The organism is Pseudomonas sp. FP603 (genome assembly GCF_030687415.1).
GTDB lineage: Bacteria > Pseudomonadota > Gammaproteobacteria > Pseudomonadales > Pseudomonadaceae > Aquipseudomonas > Aquipseudomonas wuhanensis.
The window spans coordinates 238,390-258,765 of record NZ_CP117431.1; the positions used below are offsets into that span (position 1 = coordinate 238,390).

Sequence of the window (20,376 nt, forward strand, 5' to 3'; positions counted from 1 at the left end):
AGCAGTCATCAACGAAATGAAAGGCAGACCTATGCAGCGGCTGTATCGGAAACGCATCGTTCTGGGCGTCGGCGGCGGCATTGCTGCCTACAAGAGCGCCGATCTGGTTCGCCGCCTGATCGACCAGGGCGCTGAAGTGCGCGTGGTCATGACCCGTGGCGGCAGCGAATTCATTACCCCGCTGACCATGCAGGCTTTGTCCGGGCATCCGGTCCATCTCGATTTGCTGGACCCGGCAGCCGAAGCCGCCATGGGCCACATCGAGCTGGCCAAATGGGCCGACCTGGTGCTGATCGCTCCTGCCACCGCGGACCTGATCGCCCGCCTGGCCCAAGGCATTGCCGACGACCTGCTGACCACGCTGGTGCTGGCCACCGACGCGGTGGTCGCGGTTGCCCCGGCGATGAACCAGGCCATGTGGCGTGACCCGGCGACCCAGGCCAACCTGCAAACCCTCGAAAGCCGTGACCTCAAGGTCTTCGGCCCAGCCTCCGGCAGCCAGGCCTGCGGCGACGTCGGCATGGGCCGCATGCTCGAAGCCACCGACCTCGCCCAGTGCGCGGCAGACTGCTTCCAGCGCCAGGCGCTGACCGGCAAACACGTGCTGATCACCGCCGGCCCGACCCAGGAAAACATCGACCCGGTGCGTTACATCACCAACCACAGCTCCGGCAAAATGGGCTTCGCCCTGGCCGAAGCCGCGGTAGAAGCCGGTGCCCGCGTGACCCTGATCACCGGTCCCGTGCACCTGCCGACCCCGGATCGCGTCACCCGTATCGATGTGGTCAGTGCCCGCGACATGCTCGCCGCCTGCGAAGCGGCGATCCCTTGCGACCTGTTCATCGCCTCTGCTGCGGTCGCAGACTACCGTCCGGAAGTCGTCGCCCCACAGAAACTCAAGAAAGACCCTACGAACGGCGACGGCTTGTTGCTACAGATGGTCCGCAACCCGGACATCCTGGCCACCATCGCCACCCGTCCCGATCGTCCGTTCAGTGTCGGCTTCGCCGCCGAAACCGAACACCTGCTCGATTACGCTGCCCGCAAGTTGAAAGACAAGAACCTCGATCTGATCGTCGCCAACGACGTCGCGAACCCGAGCATTGGCTTCAACAGCGAAGAAAACGCCTGCAGCGTGATCGACCGTGAGCTGCACGCCACGCTTTTCGCCCAGACCAGCAAGAGCAAAATCGCTCGCCAGCTGATCACTTTTATCGCCGATCGTCTGAACCAGGTTTAATTTACATGCACGCTTTGCAAGCCAAGATCCTCGACCCACGCATCGGTACCGAATTCCCGCTGCCGCAGTACGCCACGCCCGGCTCCGCTGGCCTCGACCTGCGCGCCATGCTGGAAAAAGACACCGTTATCAAGCCGGGCGAAACCCTGCTGATCCCTACCGGCCTGTCCGTCTACATTGGCGATCCGGGTTTGGCGGCGCTGATCCTGCCGCGCTCGGGCCTGGGCCATAAACACGGCATCGTGCTGGGCAATCTGGTCGGTTTGATCGACTCCGATTACCAGGGCCCGCTGATGGTGTCGTGCTGGAACCGTGGCCAGACCGATTTCAACATGGTGGTAGGCGAACGCCTGGCCCAATTGGTGCTGGTACCGGTGGTTCAAGCGCATTTTGAAATGGTCGAAGAGTTCGTCGAAACCCAGCGCGGCACCGGCGGTTTCGGCCATTCCGGCAGCCACTGATCACCGGCATTCAGGCTGGGAGCACTGCCCGACCTGACCTGCCCTCTGCATTTTAAGGATGAAAATTGCACAGACGTCATCTGGAAGGTTTACCACTGAAAATCAAGGCATTGGCCGGCCAATTGCTCGCCGATGCTGATGGCATGGCCTTTTCACACCACGAACTCTCGGTGGAAAACACCGTCATACCCTTCAGTTTGAGCCTGCCGGCGAGTTTTTCGCCGACAGGACCAGCCACTTTCAAAATGGAGCATTCCTACAGATGAGCACCCCAGCCCAAGTCGCACCCAAGTTCCCCGACAGCATCTTCCGCGCCTACGACATTCGCGGCACCGTCCCGGAATTCTTGAACGCTGAAACAGCATATTGGCTTGGTCGCGCCATCGGCTCCCAGAGCCTGGCCCAGAACGAACCCAACGTGTCCGTCGGCCGTGACGGTCGCCTCTCCGGCCCGGAGCTGGTGGAACAACTGATCCAGGGCCTTGCCGACAGCGGTTGCCACGTCAGCGACGTCGGCCTGGTGCCAACGCCAGCGCTGTACTACGCCGCCAACGTACTGGCCGGCAAATCCGGAGTGATGCTCACCGGCAGCCACAACCCGTCGAACTACAACGGCTTCAAGATCGTTATTGCCGGCGATACCCTGGCCAACGAACAGATCCAGGCCCTGCACGACCGCCTCAAGACCAACAACCTGAGCAGCGGCAAGGGCAGCATCACCAAGGTCGAGATTCTCGACCGCTACAACACCGAAATCGTCCAGGACATCAAACTCGCCCGCCGCCTTAAAGTCGTGGTCGATTGCGGTAACGGCGCGGCCGGCGTGATTGCCCCGCAACTGATCGAAGCCCTGAACTGCGAAGTCATCCCGCTGTTCTGCGATGTCGATGGCAACTTCCCGAACCATCACCCGGACCCGGGCAAGCTGGAAAACCTGGTCGACCTGATCGCCAAGGTCAAGGAAACCAACGCTGACCTGGGCCTGGCCTTCGACGGCGATGGCGACCGCGTGGGCGTGGTCACCAACACCGGCAGCGTCGTGTTCCCGGACCGCCTGCTGATGCTGTTCGCCAAGGATGTAGTAGCACGCAACCCCGATGCGGAAATCATCTTCGACGTCAAATGCACACGCCGCCTGATCCCGCTGATCAAGGAATATGGCGGTCGTCCGCTGATGTGGAAAACAGGTCACTCGCTGATCAAAAAGAAAATGAAACAATCCGGCGCCCTGTTGGCCGGCGAAATGAGCGGACACATCTTCTTCAAGGAGCGCTGGTTCGGTTTCGACGACGGTATTTACAGCGCCGCGCGGCTGCTGGAGATCCTCAGCAAGGAAAAATCCACCGCGGAAGAGCTGTTCGCAACCTTCCCGAACGATATTTCTACGCCAGAGATCAATATCCATGTGACCGAAGAGAGCAAATTCAGCATCATTGATGCATTGCACGATGCGCAATGGGGTGAAGGCGCCGACCTGACCACCATTGACGGCGTGCGAGTCGACTATGCCAAAGGCTGGGGCCTGGTTCGCGCCTCCAACACCACACCGGTGCTGGTGCTGCGCTTCGAGGCCGATGACGAGGCTGAATTGCAGCGCATCAAGGATGTGTTCCACGTCCAGCTGAAACGCGTTGCACCTGATCTCCAATTACCGTTTTGATCTTCTGAAGCACCCGGAGCCCTGAATGACCCTCGAACGCGAAGCCGCCGCCAACACCGCCAAGGTCCTGTCCGAAGCGCTGCCTTACATTCGCCGCTATGTCGGCAAGACGCTGGTGATCAAATACGGCGGCAACGCGATGGAAAGCGAGGAGCTGAAAACCGGCTTCGCCCGCGACATCGTGCTGATGAAAGCCGTTGGCATCAATCCGGTGGTGGTTCACGGTGGCGGCCCGCAAATCGGCGACCTGCTCAAAGCGTCTGTCGATCGAGAGCCACTTCATCGATGGTATGCGCGTGACTGACGCGCAGACCATGGACGTGGTGGAAATGGTTCTTGGCGGCCAGGTCAACAAGGACATCGTCAACCTGATCAACCGTCATGGCGGCAGCGCCATCGGCCTGACCGGTAAAGACGCTGAGTTGATTCGTGCGAAAAAGCTCACTGTTACCCGGCAGACGCCGGAAATGACCCAGCCGGAAATCATCGACATCGGCCACGTCGGCGAAGTGGTCGGGATCAACACCGACCTGCTGAACCTGCTGGTCAAAGGCGATTTCATCCCGGTGATCGCGCCAATCGGCGTCGGCGCCAACGGCGAGTCGTACAACATCAACGCCGATCTGGTGGCCGGTAAAGTGGCCGAGGCACTGAAAGCCGAGAAGCTGATGCTGCTGACCAACATCGCCGGCCTGATGGACAAGTCGGGCACGGTTCTGACCGGCCTGACGACTCAACAGGTCGACGACCTGATCGCCGACGGCACTATCTACGGCGGCATGCTGCCGAAGATTCGTTGCGCGCTGGAAGCAGTACAGGGCGGTGTGGGCAGTTCGTTGATCATCGACGGTCGGGTACCGAACGCGATTCTGCTGGAAATCTTCACCGATACCGGTGTGGGCACCTTGATCAGCAATCGCAAGCGTCACTGATTCAAACCTTAAAAGGATCGCAGCCTTTGGCAGCACCTACGGATTTTCGGATGTACGAAAACCCTGTAGGAGCTGACGAAGTCTGCGATCTTTTTTATGCGTGCCGGAAATGCCTGACCTAATCGAGCGAAACGTCCGACATCGTGAAGGAAGCAATCTGCATAGGATCTTCTCTGTCCCCACAGGAGATTTACCATGCGAAAAGATTACGTCCCTTACGGCAGCGATGTTTCACCCGGCACCTATGCCTGTGTCGATTGCGGTCACGAATACTCGAATCAGGCCAAGACCTCGATGCCGCCGTGCCCGCAACTCCGGAAAACCCCACACACTCGTCATGGCTGGAAAATTCTTACCGGCCTGGGCGATGCCGTTGTTGATCCGTACCCGGAGAAAGCCAATAAGCCCGGGATCAAAAAGGCCGAGGCATTCGGCAGCGCCAGCAAAAAATAATCCTAAAGGATAAGTCAGGCTGAGCAGGTAATGCTGGTCAGCCACGATGCTGAACCTGTGGGAGCAACTGTCTTGATGTCTTTTATTTTGAAGTTTGATCAAAGGGCAGCCGAACTTCCACAGTCTCAAACCATGTGATTTCCCAAATGAGCAAGCAGTCTGTTTAGGCTGCCTGCTCTCTCCACTCAGTTTGGTCACGGATCATCGCGTTCAGCCTTATCAACAACACCCGCATGCAGGCGATCAGCGCCACTTTCGCGCATTTACCTCTCAGGCGAAGCGCGTCATATCGGGCTTTGAACTCGGGTTGTCGCAAAATCACAGCCCAACTGGCCATGTACATCGCACGTCGCACGGCAAATCGGCCACCGCTTATATGACGAGGCCCTTCGTGGTTGCCGCTGTCGTCGTTGTAAGGGGCGATCCCTGCCAGTGCTGCGATCTCGTGCCGTCCAACCTCTCCCAGCTCAGGCAGGTAGGCCATGATGCTGGCTGCGGTCACGAGCCCTAGTCCCTTAACCGAGCGCAAGCGGGCAATTTTTTCACTGTCCAGGTCTTTGGCGCTTTGGCAGATCAGCTGTTCTATCGACTTTATTGCCTGATCTAAATAGTCGATATGGCTTTGCAACAAGGGTTTTATCGAGTCGACAGAAGCCGTTTTGATACGCCGCCTGTCGTCACTTTGCTGCTGAACAAAGTTTTCGCGTTGCTGTACCAGCGCACGCAAATTGTCCTGTTCGGCGCTGGTGATACGGCTATCGGCGTCCTTTATAATCGTTGCAAATTCGGCGAGAAGCCGCGCATCTATCGCGTCTGTTTTAGCGCGATAACCCATTGCCTTGGCAAAATCTTTCGCCCGACGAGGATTGATTCGTAAGACGTCAAAGCCGCCCCTTTGAAGCACCTTCATGGGCCCCCGCTCGTAGCCACCGGTGGCTTCCAGTAACACGCGGGTGACTTCGAAGCCTTTTAACCAATCAATCAGCACCGGGAAACCACTGGCGCTGTTCGGAAAACTCGCACCAATGCCTTGCGAATTAATCCAGACTTCCAGACTGTCTTTGGAAACATCAATGCCTGCGCAGGAAAACATGGCTAAACCCTCTTACACTCATAAATGAGAGCGCTCTGGTTGGGCTCCACGCTTGTAATGTTCGAGGTCGGCTCGTTCAACTGTTCGGGCTCAATAACCAGAGTGGAGAGGTGAATGGCAGCATGGGCTCCCACACGTGCTGCTAGCACTCCGGGCGTTCAGCTTGCCACTCACCGCTCTCATCTTCAGTCTAAGTCCTGCGCAAGACACAAGCGGGCTTGCTCGCGAAGGGATCGACCCAATTCAGGATTTGTCCCAAATCTGCGGATCAATTCCTCTCTAGTGGTTTTCCTTGGCATTTAGCACCAGTGTCTTGATTTTTATGCTTGCTGAAACGTTTCTTCAAGTTTATAAAATTGGCACAACTCCAAGAAAGGCTGCTGCCATGACCCCGCTCAAACTCTTTGTTGCTCTCAGCGCACTGTCCGCTGCCTCCCAAGCCATGGCTTGGGACTACGTCCTGCTCGATACCGACAAAGCCGTCCAGAACTGGCAAATCACCAGCCAGCAACTCGGGGTAAAAACCGATAAACCCTTCAGTGTGACCCTGCGCACCTTGCACGGCGGTCGGCAGGAAGGCGTGAGTATCGTCGACATCGATAACGGCACGATGAAACTCTCGGTGGTGCCGACTCGCGGCATGAACGTGCTGCAAGCTTCGGTAGGCAATGTACGCATGGGCTGGGATTCACCGGTCAAGGAAGTGGTCAACCCGTCCTTCATCGAACTCAACGGTCGTGGTGGTTTGGGCTGGCTGGAAGGCTTCAATGAATTGGTCACCCGCTGCGGCTACGAATGGGTCGGCCACCCCGGCATCGACAACGGCGAACTGCTGACCCTGCACGGTCGCGCCGCTAATATCCCTGCGAACAAAGTCACCCTGCACATCGACGAAAAACCGCCGTACGCCATCACCCTGCGCGGCGAGCTGAAAGAGCAGGCGTTCAAGAAAGTCGACTTCTCCGTCGCAACCGAACTGGTCACCGAACCCGGCAGCGTCGCGTTCGCCCTCAACGATACCCTGACCAACAACGGCGACTACCCGAAGGAATACCAGGCGCTGTATCACAGCAACTTCAGTACACCGTTCCTCGAGCAGGGCGCCCGCTTCGTCGCGCCGGTGAAACAGGTGTCGCCGTTCAACGACAAGGCCAAGGGCGATCTGCCCGACTGGCAAACCTACCGTGCACCGACCAAGGACTACGACGAAACGGTTTACAACGTGGTGCCCTATGCCGATGCCAAGGGCGATACGTTGACCGTGTTGCATAACAAGGCCGGCAGCCTGGGGGTTTCGGTCGGCTTCAATACTCAAACACTGCCCGTGTTCTCCCTGTGGAAAAACACCGATACCCAAGGGCAGGGCTATGTCACGGGGCTGGAGCCGGGGACGAGCTTTTCCTACAACCGCCGGTATCAGCGGCCACTGAACCTGGTGCCGACGATTGCGCCGAAGGAACAGAAGCAGTTCCGCATCAGCTATAGCTTGTTGTCGGATAAAGCGGCTGTGGATAAGGCGTTGAAGCAGGTGAGCGAGATCCAGGGTGGGCGGGAGACCGAGGTGCGGCAGACGCCGTTGGTTGATCTCACCAAGGGCTGACGCTGACTAGAGTGTTGTCGGCCGATATTGCAGCGCCTCGGCCAAGTGTTCACGGGTGATGCCATCGACTTGCTCAAGGTCCGCCAGAGTGCGCGCTACTTTGAGCAGTCGATGGGCCGCTCGCAGCGACAAAGTCAGCCGCTCACACGCCGTTTCCAGCCAGGTTTCGTCAACTGTGGATAACTTGCAGTGCCTGCGCAGGCCCGGTAAGTCGAGGAATGCGTTGGCACAGCCTTGGCGCTTTTGCTGCCGTTCTCGGGCATCGGCAACCAACTCGGCGGCGGTGGCAGTATCGTCGCCGGGTTTCAGCGCAGGATTTAACGCCGTGGCTTCGCGAGCAACCGTCAGGTGCAGATCGATGCGGTCCAGCAGGGGCCCCGACAGTTTGTTGCGGTAACGCTGGACCATGTCCGGTGTACAACTGCATTTACCACTGGGCTCGCCAAGATATCCACAGGGGCAGGGATTCATCGCGGCGACCAGTTGAAAGCGCGCCGGGAAGCGTACCCGGTCCTTGGCGCGGGAGATCACGATGTGGCCGGATTCCAGTGGCTCTCTCAATACCTCCAATACCTTGCGATCAAATTCCGGGAGTTCATCGAGGAACAACACGCCATGGTGGGCGAGGGTGATTTCGCCGGGTTGCGGTTTTGAACCACCGCCCACCAGTGCCGGGCCTGAAGCGGAGTGGTGTGGCTGTCGGAAAGGGCGCTGCGGCCAATGACTCAATGGCACGCAACTGGCGACAGATTGAATCGCCGCAACTTCCAGCGCTTCACTCTCGGCCAATGGCGGTAACAGTCCCGGCAGACGACTCGCCAACAACGTTTTCCCCGTCCCTGGTGGCCCACTGAACAGCAAGTTATGAGCTCCTGCCGCTGCAATCAGCAACGCGCGCTTGGCCGCGATTTGCCCCTGCACTTCGTTCAAGTCGGGATAGGGTTTGCTGGCGTAGAGCAAACCATTGGAAGCGTAGGGTGCGATGGGCGTATGGCCATTGAAATGCGCGACCGCCTCCAGCAAGTGATCCACTGCAATCACTTTCAACCCCGAAGCCAGGCAGGCCTCCTCGGCATTCGCCCGCGGCACCACCAGCGTGCGCCCGGCCTTGCGCGCAGCCAGCGCCGCCGGCAACACACCCCGAACCGCCCGCACAGCGCCCGACAACGCCAGCTCTCCCAGGCACTCCACGTCATCCAGCGTCAACGTTGGCACTTGCACACTGGCCGACAGAATCCCCAAGGCAATCGCCAGATCGAATCGCCCGCCGTCCTTCGGCAGATCGGCGGGAGCGAGATTCAAGGTGATACGCCGCGCCGGAAATTGCAGCCCCGAATTGATGATCGCGCTGCGTACTCGGTCCTTGCTTTCCTTCACGGCGGCTTCGGGCAAACCGACCATCGTCAGTGACGGCAAGCCGTTGGCCAGATGCACTTCTACGGTAACGGCGGGCGCTTCCACGCCAACCTGGGCGCGGCTGTGGACGATGGAGAGGGACATGGTCGTTCCTTGAGCTGACAGGGAACCGCTTCCTGCGGTTTTTGAAGGGTAGTCGTGGGCAGATGATTTAGCGTGGCGGCGGAGTAACCAAACTTTCGCAGGATGTTGCTGGGGGGCAAGCTGATTCCAGTCAGTTAAGCCGTAACGCGATCTGTAGCAGCTGCCGAAGGCTGCTACAAAGGTCACGTCGCGGCTGGTATTTGGGCGTAATCAACAGAGGAGCTAGATTTCTTTGTAGGACCGGGCCTGAATAGATGAAGGACTTCGGTGAAAGAGCTTGGACGCTCTTGTCGGATCGGGGTGGCTGCTTATGATCAAAGCTGATCAAGCCCTCAGGAGGGGATATGAGCAATTCTGGAATGCGGCCGATTCATCCTGGCGAAATCCTTGAAAAGGAGTTTCTTGAGCCGCTGGGTATTACAGCGGATGCTTTGGCTAGGTCGTTGAATGAGGTCGCGGGTGATGTGAGAGCTCTTGTGATGCAGGAGGGTGGTATCAGTCCTGAGCTCGCAAAGAAGCTCTCGCTCTGCCTGAAAACCACCCCCGAGTTCTGGCTAAACCTGCAATCGGCCTACGATCAGCGCAGAACCGAAATCGAGCGTGGTTGAGCTTCGGGAGCTTAAAAAGACTGCAGCACCCGCGAAGCACGCTTCCACCACGGCGCATTGACCCTACCTCGCGGTCGTTTCTCATTTGGCAGCAGTTGCGGAACATCCTGCAACCGAATCCACGGCTGGTTATTCCAGTGCAGCAAACTCAATGACATCTCCGGCCAGTTCAGCAAACTCAGGATCGGGCGCTCTGTTGAGGTGGGTTGCTGGGCGTCTCTGAGGGCTGGCACGACATCGTGGGTCAGCCATTCGCGCAGGCCTCGGTATTCGGGGCAGTAGTGGTAGATCAGTAACGCGTAGACGCCGGATTCGCTGATCAGCAGTGTGTTCTCTACTGTGCCGTGGATGAGCATTCGCACGGACTGGTGTTGGTCGGGGTCGAGTTTTCGTAACGCTCGTTCGTCGAGGAAAAGCCTTAGCAATCGGCCGAGGTCGCGGGCGCTGAACCAGGGCTGGTTTTCCAGGAGGCGGGCGTGGAGGTGGAGTTTGTGGCGGGTGAAGATGTGGGGGATTAGATAGTTTTCGTCCATGGTGCAGTTCTCGGGATCAAATGAAGAAAACTGCCTCTGATCGTCGCCAAACGAAAAAGGTGGCAGCCATGCGCGGGTTGGCGAACCGGTGACGCCCGAAAACCGGCAGACCCGAAGGTCTCCCACGCATAGCCGCCATAATTCGAGATGGGAACAAATTCCTCGGTCGAATGTGGTCGCGGTGCGTCGGGGTCTTCCAGGTCGCCAAACCCAGAGCTGAACATTCAGCTGGGGATGAGCATAGAAACTGGAGGCCTTACGACGCAATCGGACGGCGGTGGTGTTCTTTGTAGGAAGTTGCTGGGATGTTTGCGGGGCTTAAGATCAAAAGATCGCAGCCTTCGGCAGCTCCTACAGAAAACATTGAATGATCGTTCCCACGCTCTGCGTGGGAATGCATCCCGTGACGCTCTGCGTCACATCTGGAGCGGAACGCGGAGCGTCCCTGGCGGCATTCCCACGCAGAGCGCGGGAATGATCAGCTTACTCGGCGTCAGCAGGTGGGTTGAGCTTCGCTTCAAGCTCCGCCACTTTCGCTTCAAGGCTCTCCAACCGAGCCCGGGTCCGTGCCAGTACGACCATCTGGCTATCAAACTCTTCCCGGCTCACCAGGTCCAGCTTGCTGAAGCCGCTCTGCAACAGAGCCTTGAACTGGCTTTCGATTTCGCTTTTCGGCAGTGGGGTGTCGCCGCTGAAGAGGCGGGAGGCGGTGCCGCTCAGGGCGTCGAGGAAGTCTTTGGGCGCGAGCATGGGAAATGTTCCTGTCAACAATGGCGGGCAGTGTACCACGCAGTGTCTATAGTCAATCTCGGCGGCAACGGATGCACGCTTTTCGCGCATGTGGATGGGCGGCTGCGCACTGTTGTTGTGCGTAACCGTTGCGTCAATCGGCTGGAACGGCCTGCGGTAGCGGCCAAGGGCTTGAAATCAATGGGTTTTGGATAGATGGCAAGCTTTCTGCTTAGTCGCTGGTGACCCATGCACTGATGCAGTCGCTGTGACGAATGCAGTGCGCCAAGCGGAACGGGGGAAGTTTCGTGCGGAGTGGTTCGCTGGCGTCGGACGGGCAGGTAAGGCCGACGATGCGTTACAAAGCCAGGCACTGCGCTTAGACTTGAGTCGGGTTTGTTTTCCTGGGGCAAGTCCACCAATTCGGGAGAGAGTTTTCATGAAGCTAGTCACTGCCATCATCAAGCCGTTCAAACTGGACGACGTGCGCGAGTCGCTGTCCGAGATCGGCGTGCAGGGCATTACCGTTACTGAGGTCAAAGGCTTCGGTCGGCAGAAGGGTCACACCGAGCTGTATCGCGGCGCGGAGTACGTGGTCGATTTTCTGCCCAAGGTGAAGATCGATGTCGCCATTGACGACAAGGATCTGGACCGGGTTATCGAGGCGATAACCAAGGCCGCCAACACCGGCAAGATCGGTGACGGCAAGATCTTCGTGGTCAATCTGGAACAGGCGATTCGCATCCGTACCGGCGAAACCGATACCGACGCAATCTAAGCCGCCACAAACCCAACGCCCCAGGAGAAAACAATATGACTCTGCGTAAAATCGCAGGGCTAGGAGCCCTGTTGTCCCTCGTAATGCCCGGCCTGGCCATGGCGGCAGACGAAGTGGCGGCCCCAGTCCTCAATTCCGGCGATACCGCCTGGATGATGACCTCGACAGCCCTTGTGCTGTTCATGACCATTCCCGGTCTCGCGCTGTTCTACGGCGGCATGGTTCGCTCGAAAAACATTCTTTCCGTGATGATGCAGTGCTTCGCCATTACCGGTCTGATCAGCATTCTGTGGGTCATTTATGGCTACAGCATTGCGTTCGACACCACCGGCATGGAGCAGGGCGTCGTCAACTTCAACTCGTTCTTTGGCGGCATGGGCAAGGCGTTCCTCGCCGGTGTCACGCCTTCGAGCCTGACCGGTCCCGCGGCGCTGTTCCCCGAGGCGGTCTTCATTACCTTCCAGATGACTTTCGCCATCATCACCCCAGCGTTGATCGTCGGTGCTTTCGCCGAGCGGATGAAGTTCTCCGCCATGCTGATCTTCATGGGCATCTGGTTCACCCTGGTTTACGCACCGATTGCGCACATGGTCTGGTCCGGCAACGGCGGCCTGATGTGGGACTGGGGCGTGCTCGACTTCGCCGGCGGCACCGTGGTGCACATCAACGCCGGTGTGGCCGGTCTGATTGCCTGCCTGGTATTGGGCAAGCGTAAAGGCTTCCCGACCACCCCGATGGCCCCACACAACCTCGGCTACACCTTGATGGGCGCCGCGATGCTGTGGATTGGCTGGTTCGGCTTCAACGCCGGTTCCGCTGCCGCCGCTAACGGCACTGCCGGCATGGCGATGCTGGTCACCCAGATCGCCACCGCTGCTGCGGCGCTGGGCTGGATGTTTGCCGAGTGGATCACCCACGGCAAACCAAGCGCACTGGGTATCGCGTCGGGTGTTGTGGCCGGTCTGGTTGCAATCACTCCGGCGGCAGGCACCGTGGGCCCGATGGGCGCTCTGGTGATCGGTTTGGCGGCGGGCGTGGTGTGCTTCTTCTGCGCAACCACCCTGAAACGCAAACTCGGTTATGACGACTCCCTGGATGCCTTCGGCGTGCATGGCATCGGCGGTATCCTCGGTGCGATCCTGACCGGTGTGTTCGCGGCACCGGCCCTCGGTGGCTTCGGTACCGTCACCGACATTGGTGCACAAGTCTGGATTCAGTGCAAAGGCGTGGGCTTCACGGTGATCTACACCGCGATCGTCACGTTCATCATCCTCAAGGTCCTGGACGCTGTCATGGGGCTGCGTGTGACCGAGGAAGAAGAAGCTGTCGGCATCGATCTGGCGCTTCACAACGAACGCGGCTACAACTTGTAAGCACGCGCATGAAAAATTTGCCCGGCTTGCCGGGCATTTTTTTGTCCGGGATTTGTCAGTGAAGGAAGGGCTGAAAGGTTTTTTCTTACACGTTCGGTCGCGTTTACGACGGGCGTTTTTCTGCGGCCAATGGCTTACACGATTGAAGGATTATTAGGGCCTTTGTTTTTTTCCAGAGCGCGCTAGAATGCGCCCCGAACGTGCGGAGAACTGTATGTGGCAACAGACTCTGATTACCCTGCGAGCACGGCCCCGAGGCTTTCATCTGGTAACGGACGAATTACTCGCCGGCTTGCCTGAACTCAAGGCGTGTCGAGTCGGTCTGTTGCATTTGTGGCTACAGCATACCTCGGCGTCGTTGACCATCAACGAGAACGCCGATCCGGCGGTACGTCGCGACTTCGAACGATTTTTCAATCGTCTGATCCCACAAGGAACAGACGGCTATGAGCATAACGACGAAGGCCTGGACGACCTCCCGGCGCACTTCAAGGCCAGCGTACTTGGCTGTCAGCTCAGTTTGCCGATCTCGGCAGGCCGACTGGCGTTGGGGACCTGGCAAGGTGTTTATCTGGGCGAGCACCGTGATCACGGCGGTGCCCGTAAAGTCCTCGCCACCGTGCACGGTGAAGGGGCATGAAAACCGCTGGTTACCAGCGGTGGTTGATTTTTTTCCGGCAGCCGTCGACAGACGGCAAAGCTGGGCTATAACTAATCTGCTTTTCGCAAGTCATGAGGTAGAACATGAGCGACGATGATCTGGAAAACGACGACCTCGAAGTAGGCGACGAAGACGAAACCGAAGAAGGCCTGGAAGCGGCGGCAGAAGACGTCGCTGAAGATGACGGCGGTGATACGCCCGTTCCGACTGCCAAAGGCAAGGCCAAGGCTGCGGTGTCGGTCGATGAGCTGCCGAGCGTCGAAGCCAAGAACAAGGAACGCGACGCCCTGGCCAAGGCCATGGAAGAGTTTCTGGCACGGGGCGGCAAGGTGCAGGAAGTGGAGGCCAATGTGGTCGCCGATCCTCCCAAGAAGCCTGATAACAAGTACGGCAGCCGGCCTATCTAAGCGCCTGCTTCTTGCTTGCTGAACAAGCCCGCCGTCGCTGCGGGCTTTTTCATGGGCGCATAAATTCAAAGTCCGCCCTGATCCCTGTGGGAGCGGGCTTGCCCGCGATGGGGGCGTCACATTCGAAATTGATGTCGCCTGACACGCCGCTATCGCGGGCAAGTCGAATCGTCGCACCGCCGCTCCCACAGGTTATGTGTCAGGCGGAAGCCGAATTCCACCGCGCCAACAACCCCGGCAATTCCTTCAGGCTACGAATCTCGGCATCCGGCGCCTTCTCGGCTTCCCACACCTTGCCTGCCGGGTTAAACCAGATTGCCCGCAACCCCGCCTGCTGGGCACCGGCAATGTCATCGCCAGGATGATCGCCGATATGCACCGCTGTTTCGGCGGTTGCGCCGCCACGCTGCAGTGCTTCATGAAACAGTCGCGCATCGGGCTTGGCGATACCGATGTCTTCGGCGCACAGGGCAAACTTGAAGTAGTCCGCCAGCCCCAGCCGACGCACATCGGCATTGCCGTTGGTAACCACGCCTAAGGCGTAATGCTTGGCCAGCGTCTCCAGCGTCGGCTCAACTTCAGGAAACACTTCGATCTGATGCCGCGCATGCAGAAACACTTCGAAACCCTGATCGGCCAAGTCGCAAGCTACGGTATATCCGTAACCGGCTTCTTCCAGCGCATGGAACAACACCCGCCGCCGCAGGGCGCTGATGCGGTGCTTGAGGCTCGGTTCGTTGCTCAATACCCGCTCGCGAATCGACCACAAATGCTCCACCGGCACCGCGCCCAGGCTCGGCGCATGCTCGGTCAGCCATTCACGCAATATGGCTTCGGCGCTGGCGATCACTGGTGCGGTGTTCCACAGGGTGTCGTCGAGGTCGAAGGTGATCAATTGGATGGTCATGAATCATCGCCTTTAATGCGTTTGGCCCGTGGATGGGCACTGTCGTAGACCGTCGCCAGGTGCTGGAAGTCCAGGTGGGTGTAGATCTGGGTGGTCTTGATGTCCGAGTGGCCGAGCAGTTCCTGTACCGCCCGCAAGTCCTGGGAGGACTCCAGCAAATGGCTGGCGAAGGAGTGTCGCAACATATGTGGGTGCAGGTTCTGCCCTAGTTCGCGCTCGCCGGCGGCCTTGACCCGTACCTGAATCGCCCGAGGGCCGAGGCGCCGGCCTTGCTGGCTGACAAACACCGCGTCGTCCGCCGGGTTGGTCATGGCTCGTAGCGGCAGCCACAACTCCAGCGCTTCGCGAGCCTTTTTACCGACCGGCAACAGGCGGGTTTTACTGCCCTTACCTAGCACCTGAACCATACCGTCAGCCAGATCCAGCTGATCAAGATTGAGCCCCGTCAATTCAGAAAGCCGCAGGCCGGAGGAGTAGAACAGTTCCAGAATCGCCTGGTCCCGACGCGCCAGAAAATCATCCTCCACGGCGCCTTCAAGCAGTTGCAGCGCGCGGTCAGTGTCGAGGGTTTTCGGCAGGCGGCGCTCACCCTTGGGCGGTGCCAGGCCATTGGCCGGGTCGTGGTCGCACAGACCTTCGCGGTTCAGATAATGATAGAGCCCGCGCACTGCCGACAACAGCCGCGCCAGGCTGCGGGACGATTGACCCTGGGAATGCAGGCGAGCGATCAGGCTGCGCAGGCGCTGGATGTCCAGCGCGGCCCAGCTGTCGATGTTCTGTTTGACGCACCAGCCCAGCACTTTGTCGAGGTCGCGGCGGTAGGCGTACAGCGTGTGCGGCGACACCTGTCGCTCACTGCGCAGGTGTTCGCAGTAAGCGTCCAGTTGTCGTTCCACGATCAGCGTACCGAGCGCAGGGAGTTATTGACCCGTGGCAGCACGCGGCCCATGACTTCGGCGATGTAACTCAAAAACAGCGTGCCCACCGAGCTCTTGTAGTGCTGCGGATCGCGGCTGGCGATGGCCAGAACACCATGGATGCCCTGGTAGCTGATGGCGACGACGGCGGTGGAGCCGATCTGCTTGCGCTGTTCTTCGCCGAACAGGAAGTCCAGTTCGTGTTCCCGCAGGCTGCCGCTGACGCTTTTATCTTCCGAGAGCAAGCCGCCGATGGCCGTTTGCGCGTCGGCATGCGTCACCCAGCGGCCTACCGGCATCGGGTTGTCGCCCAGCAGGATCAGGCTGACGAAGGGCACCTGGAAATCCTGGCGAAGACTGTCTTCAACGCTGATCACCACATCTTCCAGGCTGGTGGCGTCCATCAGCGTGAGGATCAGGCGGCGGGTCTTGTCGAAGAGTCGATCGTTGTCCCGGGCCACGTCCATCAAATGCGAGAGGCGATGACGCAACTCGATGTTGCGGTCGCGCAGAATCGTCATCTGGCGTTCGACCAGCGAAATGGTGTCGCCGCGCTGGTGCGGAATGCGCAGGGCCGGGAGCAGTTCTTCATGCTCGATGAAGAAATCCGGATGAGCCTCCAGGTACGCGGCAATCGCCGCCGCCTCAAGGCTTTCGGAAGGGGATTCGTCGGGCTGTAGGGCGGGAACCTGGGGCTTGTCGGTCATGGATTTGGCTCACTCAAAGACGCACTTGTCCTTCGTATACGCGCACTGCCGGGCCGGTCATCATGACCGGTTGGCCAGGGCCTGCCCATTCAATGGACAGACGCCCGCCGGGCAGGTCGATCAATAGCGGCGAATCCATCCACCCCTGGCTGATCGCAGCCACTGCAGCTGCGCAAGCGCCGGTACCGCAGGCCTGGGTTTCTCCGGCGCCACGTTCCCAGACGCGCAACTGCGCGCGGTTCCGGTCGATGACCTGGAGAAAACCGACATTGACCCGTGCCGGGAAGCGCGGGTGATGTTCGATTTTCGGCCCCAGTTCATGCACCGGTGCTTTGTTGATGTCGCTGACCCGCAACACGGCATGGGGGTTGCCCATGGACACCGCAGCCAGTTCGACCATGGTGCCGTCGACGTCGACCTGATAGCTCAGGGCCTGGCTCGGCGCTTCGAACGGAATCTCGGCCGGGACCAGGCGTGGGGCGCCCATGTTGACGCTGATCTGGCCATCGTTGCGCACGTCCAGTTCGATGATGCCGCTTTTAGTCTCGACGCGAATCTGCCGCTTGGCGGTCAGGCGCTTGTCGAGCACGAAGCGGGCGAAGCAGCGCGCACCGTTGCCGCACTGTTCCACCTCGGAGCCGTCGGCGTTGAAGATCCGATAGCGGAAATCCACATCCGGGTTGCTGGGCGCCTCGACGATCAGCAACTGGTCGAACCCGATGCCGGTGTGCCGATCGCCCCACTGCTTGGCATGCTTGGGCAGGATGTGCGCGTGCTGGCTGACCAGGTCGAGAACCATGAAGTCGTTGCCCAGGCCGTGCATCTTGGTAAAACGCAGCAGCATGGGTTTACTCCGGCAGCAGGCTTTCGCCAGCAAACAACTCGGCTACCGTCTCACGGCGACGCACTTCAAATGCCTGATCACCGTCCACCAACACTTCAGCGGCACGGCCGCGGGTGTTGTAGTTGGAACTCATGACAAACCCATAGGCACCGGCCGAATGCACGGCCAGCAGGTCGCCTTCTTCCAGCGCCAGTTGACGATCCTTGGCCAGGAAGTCACCGGTTTCGCAGATCGGGCCGACGATGTCGTAGGCGCGAGCGGCGCTGTTACGCGGGCGCACGGCGGTGACGTCCATCCAGGCTTGATACAGCGCCGGGCGGATCAGGTCGTTCATGGCCGCGTCGACGATGGCGAAGTCTTTGTGTTCGGTGTGCTTGAGGTACTCGACCTGGGTCAGTAGTACGCCGGCGTTGGCGACGACGAAACGACCCGGCTCGAACACCAGCGCCAGGTCACGACCGTCGAGACGCTCGCGCACGGCCTTGATGTAGTCGGCAGCCAATGGCGGCTCTTCATCGCGATAACGCACGCCCAAACCACCACCGAGATCGATGTGGCGCAGGTAGATGCCGCAATCGCCGAGGCGGTCGACCAGGCCCAGCAGGCGGTCGAGGGCGTCGATGAATGGCGGCAGGGTGGTCAGTTGCGAACCGATGTGGCAATCGACGCCGACGACTTCCAGGTTAGGCAGTTGCGCGGCGCGGATGTACACGTCTTCGGCGTCGGCGATGGCGATGCCGAACTTGTTCTCTTTGAGACCGGTGGAGATGTACGGGTGAGTGCCGGCATCGACGTCCGGGTTGACGCGCAGCGAGATCGGCGCGCGAACGCCCAGCTCGGCGGCCACCACTTGCAGGCGTTCGAGCTCATCGGTGGACTCGACGTTGAAGCAGTGCACGCCGACTTCCAGGGCGCGACGCATGTCGTCACGGGTCTTGCCGACACCGGAGAACACGATCTTGTCGGCGCTGCCGCCAGCGGCCAGTACGCGCTCCAGCTCGCCACGGGAAACGATGTCGAAACCGGCGCCAATACGCGCCAGGACATTCAGTACACCCAGGTTGGAGTTGGCCTTGACCGCAAAACAGACCAGGTGAGGCGTGCCGGCCAGCGCATCGGCGTAAGCCAGGTATTGGGCTTCGATGTGGGCACGGGAGTAGACGTAGGTCGGTGTACCAAAGCGTTCGGCGATGGCGGACAGGGCAACACCTTCCGCGAACAGCTCACCGTCACGGTAGTTAAAAGCGTCCATAGCGTTCCCTTAGTAGACGTCGTGCTTGTGTGCTTTGGAGGCAGGCTGCTGTTGCGAGGACTTGGCCTGCTCGGCAGGATCCTGGTTCTCATCAGGCAGGTACAGCGGGCCTTTTTGACCACAGGCCGACACCAGGCAGGCAACCGCGACGAGCGCAGCAAGGGAAGAGATCAGGCGCTTCATGGCGAAATCCTTGAAAATGCATTAATTGCGCCGGAGTATACCGGCCACCCGGCAGCTTGCCTATGCGACGGGGCTCCCGTCCAGCGGGGCTTGGCCTGATGTGCGTCGGTTTAATGCAATCCCTGTGGGAGCGGGCTTGCCCGCGAAGGCGTTGGTTCAGTCAGCAAAGATATTGAATGTACTGACCCCTTCGCGGGCAAGCCCGCTCCCACAGATCGGTGCTTGGACGTTATCCTTTGCAATCACCGGGGCTCGGCCGTATCTTGCGGCGCTTGAGCGTGAGTAGACACTTTTTGAGGTTCCCGCAATGAGTTTGACCGAAGCCCGTTTCCACGACCTGGTCGATGCAACCCAGCAGTCGCTGGAGGATATTTTCGACGAGAGTGGCCTGGATATCGATCTGGAGAGTTCGGCGGGTGTACTCACCGTCAAGTTCGAAAACGGCAGCCAATTGATCTTCAGTCGTCAGGAACCGCTGCGTCAGCTGTGGCTGGCGGCGGTATCCGGCGGCTTCCACTTTGATTACGACGCAGAAAGCGAGCGCTGGATGTGTGACAAGAGTGAGGAGCAGCTCGGTGAGATGCTTGAGCGCATCGTCAAGCAGCAAGCCGACGTCGAACTCGATTTCGAAGGGCTGTGAGATCGTGACCCAGCCTGCGCCCGTTCGTCCGCCCAAACCGCTTTACAGCAATGTCAGCCCGGCGGTGCCGTCGCCGTGCAGTGGTGTGTGTCGGCTGGATGAACAGAAGGTCTGCCTGGGGTGTTTCCGTCATGTCGAAGATATTCGTGAATGGCGCTCGGCGGATGATGAGCGGCGGCGAGTGATTTGTGCGCAGGCTGCACAACGCAAAGTCTTGGCTTAAGGGCTTTTGTGGCGAGGGAGCTTGCTCCCGCTCGGTTGCGAAGCGGCCGCAAGATTTTGAGGGCCGCTCCGCGCCCCAGCGGGAGCAAGCTCCCTCGCCACAATGGTCAGCGCAGGGCCGTGGTCGCCTCCTGGCTTGTATATTTATTGAGCTGTGATAGTGTCCAGATACGCCTCAACCCATCGAGGCTCGTGAAAACCCCGCCTTTTTTCTGGCGGGGTTTTGCTTTTTTCGTGCAGAAGAAAGGAGTCTGCCCTGATCATGACCGCACCTTCCATCACCCTTACCCGTCTGGACGTACAGCGTCTGGAGCGCCTGATCGACAGCCTGGATGACACGCTGCCGGGCGTTATCGCGCTGCAAACCGAACTGGATCGCGCCGATACCCTGGTCGGTCACGAAGAGGTGCCAGCCGATGTCGTGACCATGAACTCCCGTGTGCATTGCCGTGAAGAAAGCAGCGGCAAGGACTATCACCTGACCCTGGTTTACCCCAAGGATGCCAACGCCGACGAAGGCAAGATCTCCATTCTGGCGCCAGTGGGCAGTGCGTTGCTGGGTTTGAAAGTCGGTCAGCACATTGACTGGCCAGCTCCGGGCGGCAAGACCTTGAAGCTGACCCTGCTGGAAGTTGAATCGCAGCCTGCCCATGGCGGCGACTTCCCGGAATAACAT

General features: G+C 59.4%; 23 protein-coding genes and 2 pseudogenes. 15 read left to right on the forward strand and 10 right to left on the reverse strand.

What is annotated here, in order from left to right; translation table 11 throughout:
• Window positions 1–31 precede the first annotated feature (31 nt).
• The 6 genes and pseudogenes from coaBC (at window position 32) to PSH65_RS01085 (ending at window position 4,746) form a co-directional block, all read left to right on the forward strand.
• On the forward strand, window positions 32–1,240 hold the full coding sequence (gene coaBC / locus PSH65_RS01060) for a bifunctional phosphopantothenoylcysteine decarboxylase/phosphopantothenate--cysteine ligase CoaBC (protein ID WP_305427080.1): 1,209 nt from the start codon (window positions 32–34) through the stop codon (window positions 1,238–1,240).
• Between the two features lie 5 nt (window positions 1,241–1,245).
• Window positions 1,246–1,701: a dUTP diphosphatase gene (gene dut / locus PSH65_RS01065; RefSeq protein ID WP_007894692.1), complete on the forward strand. Its 456-nt coding sequence runs from the start codon at window positions 1,246–1,248 to the stop codon at window positions 1,699–1,701.
• A 65-nt stretch (window positions 1,702–1,766) separates the two neighbouring features.
• A complete protein-coding gene (locus PSH65_RS01070) occupies window positions 1,767–1,967 on the forward strand; it encodes a hypothetical protein (protein ID WP_305424549.1) in 201 nt (66 codons plus the stop codon).
• A 17-nt stretch (window positions 1,968–1,984) separates the two neighbouring features.
• Window positions 1,985–3,361: pseudogene (locus tag PSH65_RS01075) on the forward strand (phosphomannomutase/phosphoglucomutase); the annotation flags it as partial.
• 25 nt (window positions 3,362–3,386) lie between these two features.
• Window positions 3,387–4,293 (forward strand): annotated as a pseudogene (argB, locus tag PSH65_RS01080) (acetylglutamate kinase).
• A 195-nt stretch (window positions 4,294–4,488) separates the two neighbouring features.
• Window positions 4,489–4,746, forward strand: coding sequence for a hypothetical protein (locus tag PSH65_RS01085; RefSeq protein ID WP_305424550.1), 258 nt, complete (start codon window positions 4,489–4,491; stop codon window positions 4,744–4,746).
• A gap of 163 nt (window positions 4,747–4,909) precedes the next feature.
• Here PSH65_RS01085 and PSH65_RS01090 read toward each other — a convergent pair whose 3' ends face one another.
• Window positions 4,910–5,839 carry a transposase gene (locus tag PSH65_RS01090; RefSeq protein WP_305421584.1) on the reverse strand — a complete coding sequence of 310 codons (930 nt, stop codon included), beginning with the start codon at window positions 5,837–5,839 and terminating at the stop codon, window positions 4,910–4,912.
• A 385-nt stretch (window positions 5,840–6,224) separates the two neighbouring features.
• On the opposite strand from PSH65_RS01090, the gene PSH65_RS01095 reads away from it, so the two are divergent.
• Window positions 6,225–7,439: an aldose 1-epimerase family protein gene (locus PSH65_RS01095; protein ID WP_305424551.1), complete on the forward strand. Its 1,215-nt coding sequence runs from the start codon at window positions 6,225–6,227 to the stop codon at window positions 7,437–7,439.
• 6 nt (window positions 7,440–7,445) lie between these two features.
• On the opposite strand, the gene PSH65_RS01100 is transcribed toward PSH65_RS01095, so the two are convergent.
• Entirely contained in the window at window positions 7,446–8,939 is a 1,494-nt protein-coding gene (locus PSH65_RS01100) for a YifB family Mg chelatase-like AAA ATPase (RefSeq protein ID WP_305424552.1), read from the reverse strand.
• A 344-nt stretch (window positions 8,940–9,283) separates the two neighbouring features.
• On the opposite strand from PSH65_RS01100, the gene PSH65_RS01105 reads away from it, so the two are divergent.
• Window positions 9,284–9,547 (forward strand): HigA family addiction module antitoxin, encoded by a 264-nt coding sequence (locus PSH65_RS01105; protein ID WP_305424553.1) that lies wholly within the window; start codon window positions 9,284–9,286, stop codon window positions 9,545–9,547.
• An 11-nt stretch (window positions 9,548–9,558) separates the two neighbouring features.
• Here the strand turns inward: PSH65_RS01105 and PSH65_RS01110 are convergent, their stop codons facing one another.
• Together PSH65_RS01110 and PSH65_RS01115 are read right to left on the reverse strand one after the other, a co-directional pair.
• Entirely contained in the window at window positions 9,559–10,080 is a 522-nt protein-coding gene (locus tag PSH65_RS01110; RefSeq protein WP_305424554.1) for a Bro-N domain-containing protein, read from the reverse strand.
• A 483-nt stretch (window positions 10,081–10,563) separates the two neighbouring features.
• Window positions 10,564–10,830, reverse strand: a complete 267-nt coding sequence (locus PSH65_RS01115; RefSeq protein WP_007894783.1) for an accessory factor UbiK family protein — start codon at window positions 10,828–10,830, stop codon at window positions 10,564–10,566.
• Between the two features lie 418 nt (window positions 10,831–11,248).
• On the opposite strand from PSH65_RS01115, the gene glnK reads away from it, so the two are divergent.
• The 4 genes from glnK to sutA all read left to right on the forward strand — a co-directional run bounded on the left by glnK (window position 11,249) and on the right by sutA (window position 14,028).
• Complete coding sequence (glnK, locus tag PSH65_RS01120; protein WP_002555808.1) at window positions 11,249–11,587, forward strand: P-II family nitrogen regulator; 339 nt, start codon at window positions 11,249–11,251, stop codon at window positions 11,585–11,587.
• 35 nt (window positions 11,588–11,622) lie between these two features.
• Complete coding sequence (locus PSH65_RS01125; RefSeq protein WP_030129121.1) at window positions 11,623–12,960, forward strand: ammonium transporter; 1,338 nt, start codon at window positions 11,623–11,625, stop codon at window positions 12,958–12,960.
• Window positions 12,961–13,174: 214 nt separating this feature from the next.
• Window positions 13,175–13,600 carry a secondary thiamine-phosphate synthase enzyme YjbQ gene (locus PSH65_RS01130; protein ID WP_007989493.1) on the forward strand — a complete coding sequence of 142 codons (426 nt, stop codon included), beginning with the start codon at window positions 13,175–13,177 and terminating at the stop codon, window positions 13,598–13,600.
• Between the two features lie 104 nt (window positions 13,601–13,704).
• A complete protein-coding gene (gene sutA / locus PSH65_RS01135; protein WP_030129119.1) occupies window positions 13,705–14,028 on the forward strand; it encodes a transcriptional regulator SutA in 324 nt (107 codons plus the stop codon).
• Window positions 14,029–14,227: 199 nt separating this feature from the next.
• On the opposite strand, the gene PSH65_RS01140 is transcribed toward sutA, so the two are convergent.
• Genes PSH65_RS01140 through PSH65_RS01165 form a run of 6 tightly spaced genes read right to left on the reverse strand, consistent with a single transcriptional unit; the run spans window position 14,228 to window position 18,838 of the window.
• Window positions 14,228–14,935, reverse strand: a complete 708-nt coding sequence (locus PSH65_RS01140) for an HAD family hydrolase (RefSeq protein WP_305424555.1) — start codon at window positions 14,933–14,935, stop codon at window positions 14,228–14,230.
• On the reverse strand, window positions 14,932–15,831 hold the full coding sequence (xerC, locus tag PSH65_RS01145; RefSeq protein ID WP_007942372.1) for a tyrosine recombinase XerC: 900 nt from the start codon (window positions 15,829–15,831) through the stop codon (window positions 14,932–14,934). Before xerC ends, PSH65_RS01140 begins: the two co-directional genes overlap by 4 nt.
• A 2-nt stretch (window positions 15,832–15,833) precedes the next feature.
• Window positions 15,834–16,559, reverse strand: a complete 726-nt coding sequence (locus tag PSH65_RS01150) for a DUF484 family protein (protein ID WP_305424556.1) — start codon at window positions 16,557–16,559, stop codon at window positions 15,834–15,836.
• A gap of 13 nt (window positions 16,560–16,572) precedes the next feature.
• Window positions 16,573–17,403: a diaminopimelate epimerase gene (dapF, locus tag PSH65_RS01155; protein ID WP_305424557.1), complete on the reverse strand. Its 831-nt coding sequence runs from the start codon at window positions 17,401–17,403 to the stop codon at window positions 16,573–16,575.
• Between the two features lie 4 nt (window positions 17,404–17,407).
• The gene (gene lysA, locus PSH65_RS01160) at window positions 17,408–18,655 is read right to left on the reverse strand and encodes a diaminopimelate decarboxylase (RefSeq protein WP_305424558.1); all 1,248 of its coding nucleotides are present in this window, start codon (window positions 18,653–18,655) and stop codon (window positions 17,408–17,410) included.
• Between the two features lie 9 nt (window positions 18,656–18,664).
• A complete protein-coding gene (locus PSH65_RS01165; protein ID WP_123720251.1) occupies window positions 18,665–18,838 on the reverse strand; it encodes a lipoprotein in 174 nt (57 codons plus the stop codon).
• 307 nt (window positions 18,839–19,145) lie between these two features.
• On the opposite strand from PSH65_RS01165, the gene cyaY reads away from it, so the two are divergent.
• The 3 genes from cyaY to rnk all read left to right on the forward strand — a co-directional run bounded on the left by cyaY (window position 19,146) and on the right by rnk (window position 20,373).
• On the forward strand, window positions 19,146–19,478 hold the full coding sequence (cyaY, locus tag PSH65_RS01170) for an iron donor protein CyaY (protein ID WP_030129113.1): 333 nt from the start codon (window positions 19,146–19,148) through the stop codon (window positions 19,476–19,478).
• A gap of 4 nt (window positions 19,479–19,482) precedes the next feature.
• Complete coding sequence (locus tag PSH65_RS01175) at window positions 19,483–19,701, forward strand: DUF1289 domain-containing protein (RefSeq protein WP_253417645.1); 219 nt, start codon at window positions 19,483–19,485, stop codon at window positions 19,699–19,701.
• A 261-nt stretch (window positions 19,702–19,962) separates the two neighbouring features.
• A complete protein-coding gene (gene rnk / locus PSH65_RS01180; protein WP_305424561.1) occupies window positions 19,963–20,373 on the forward strand; it encodes a nucleoside diphosphate kinase regulator in 411 nt (136 codons plus the stop codon).
• The last annotated feature ends 3 nt before the right edge of the window (window positions 20,374–20,376 follow it).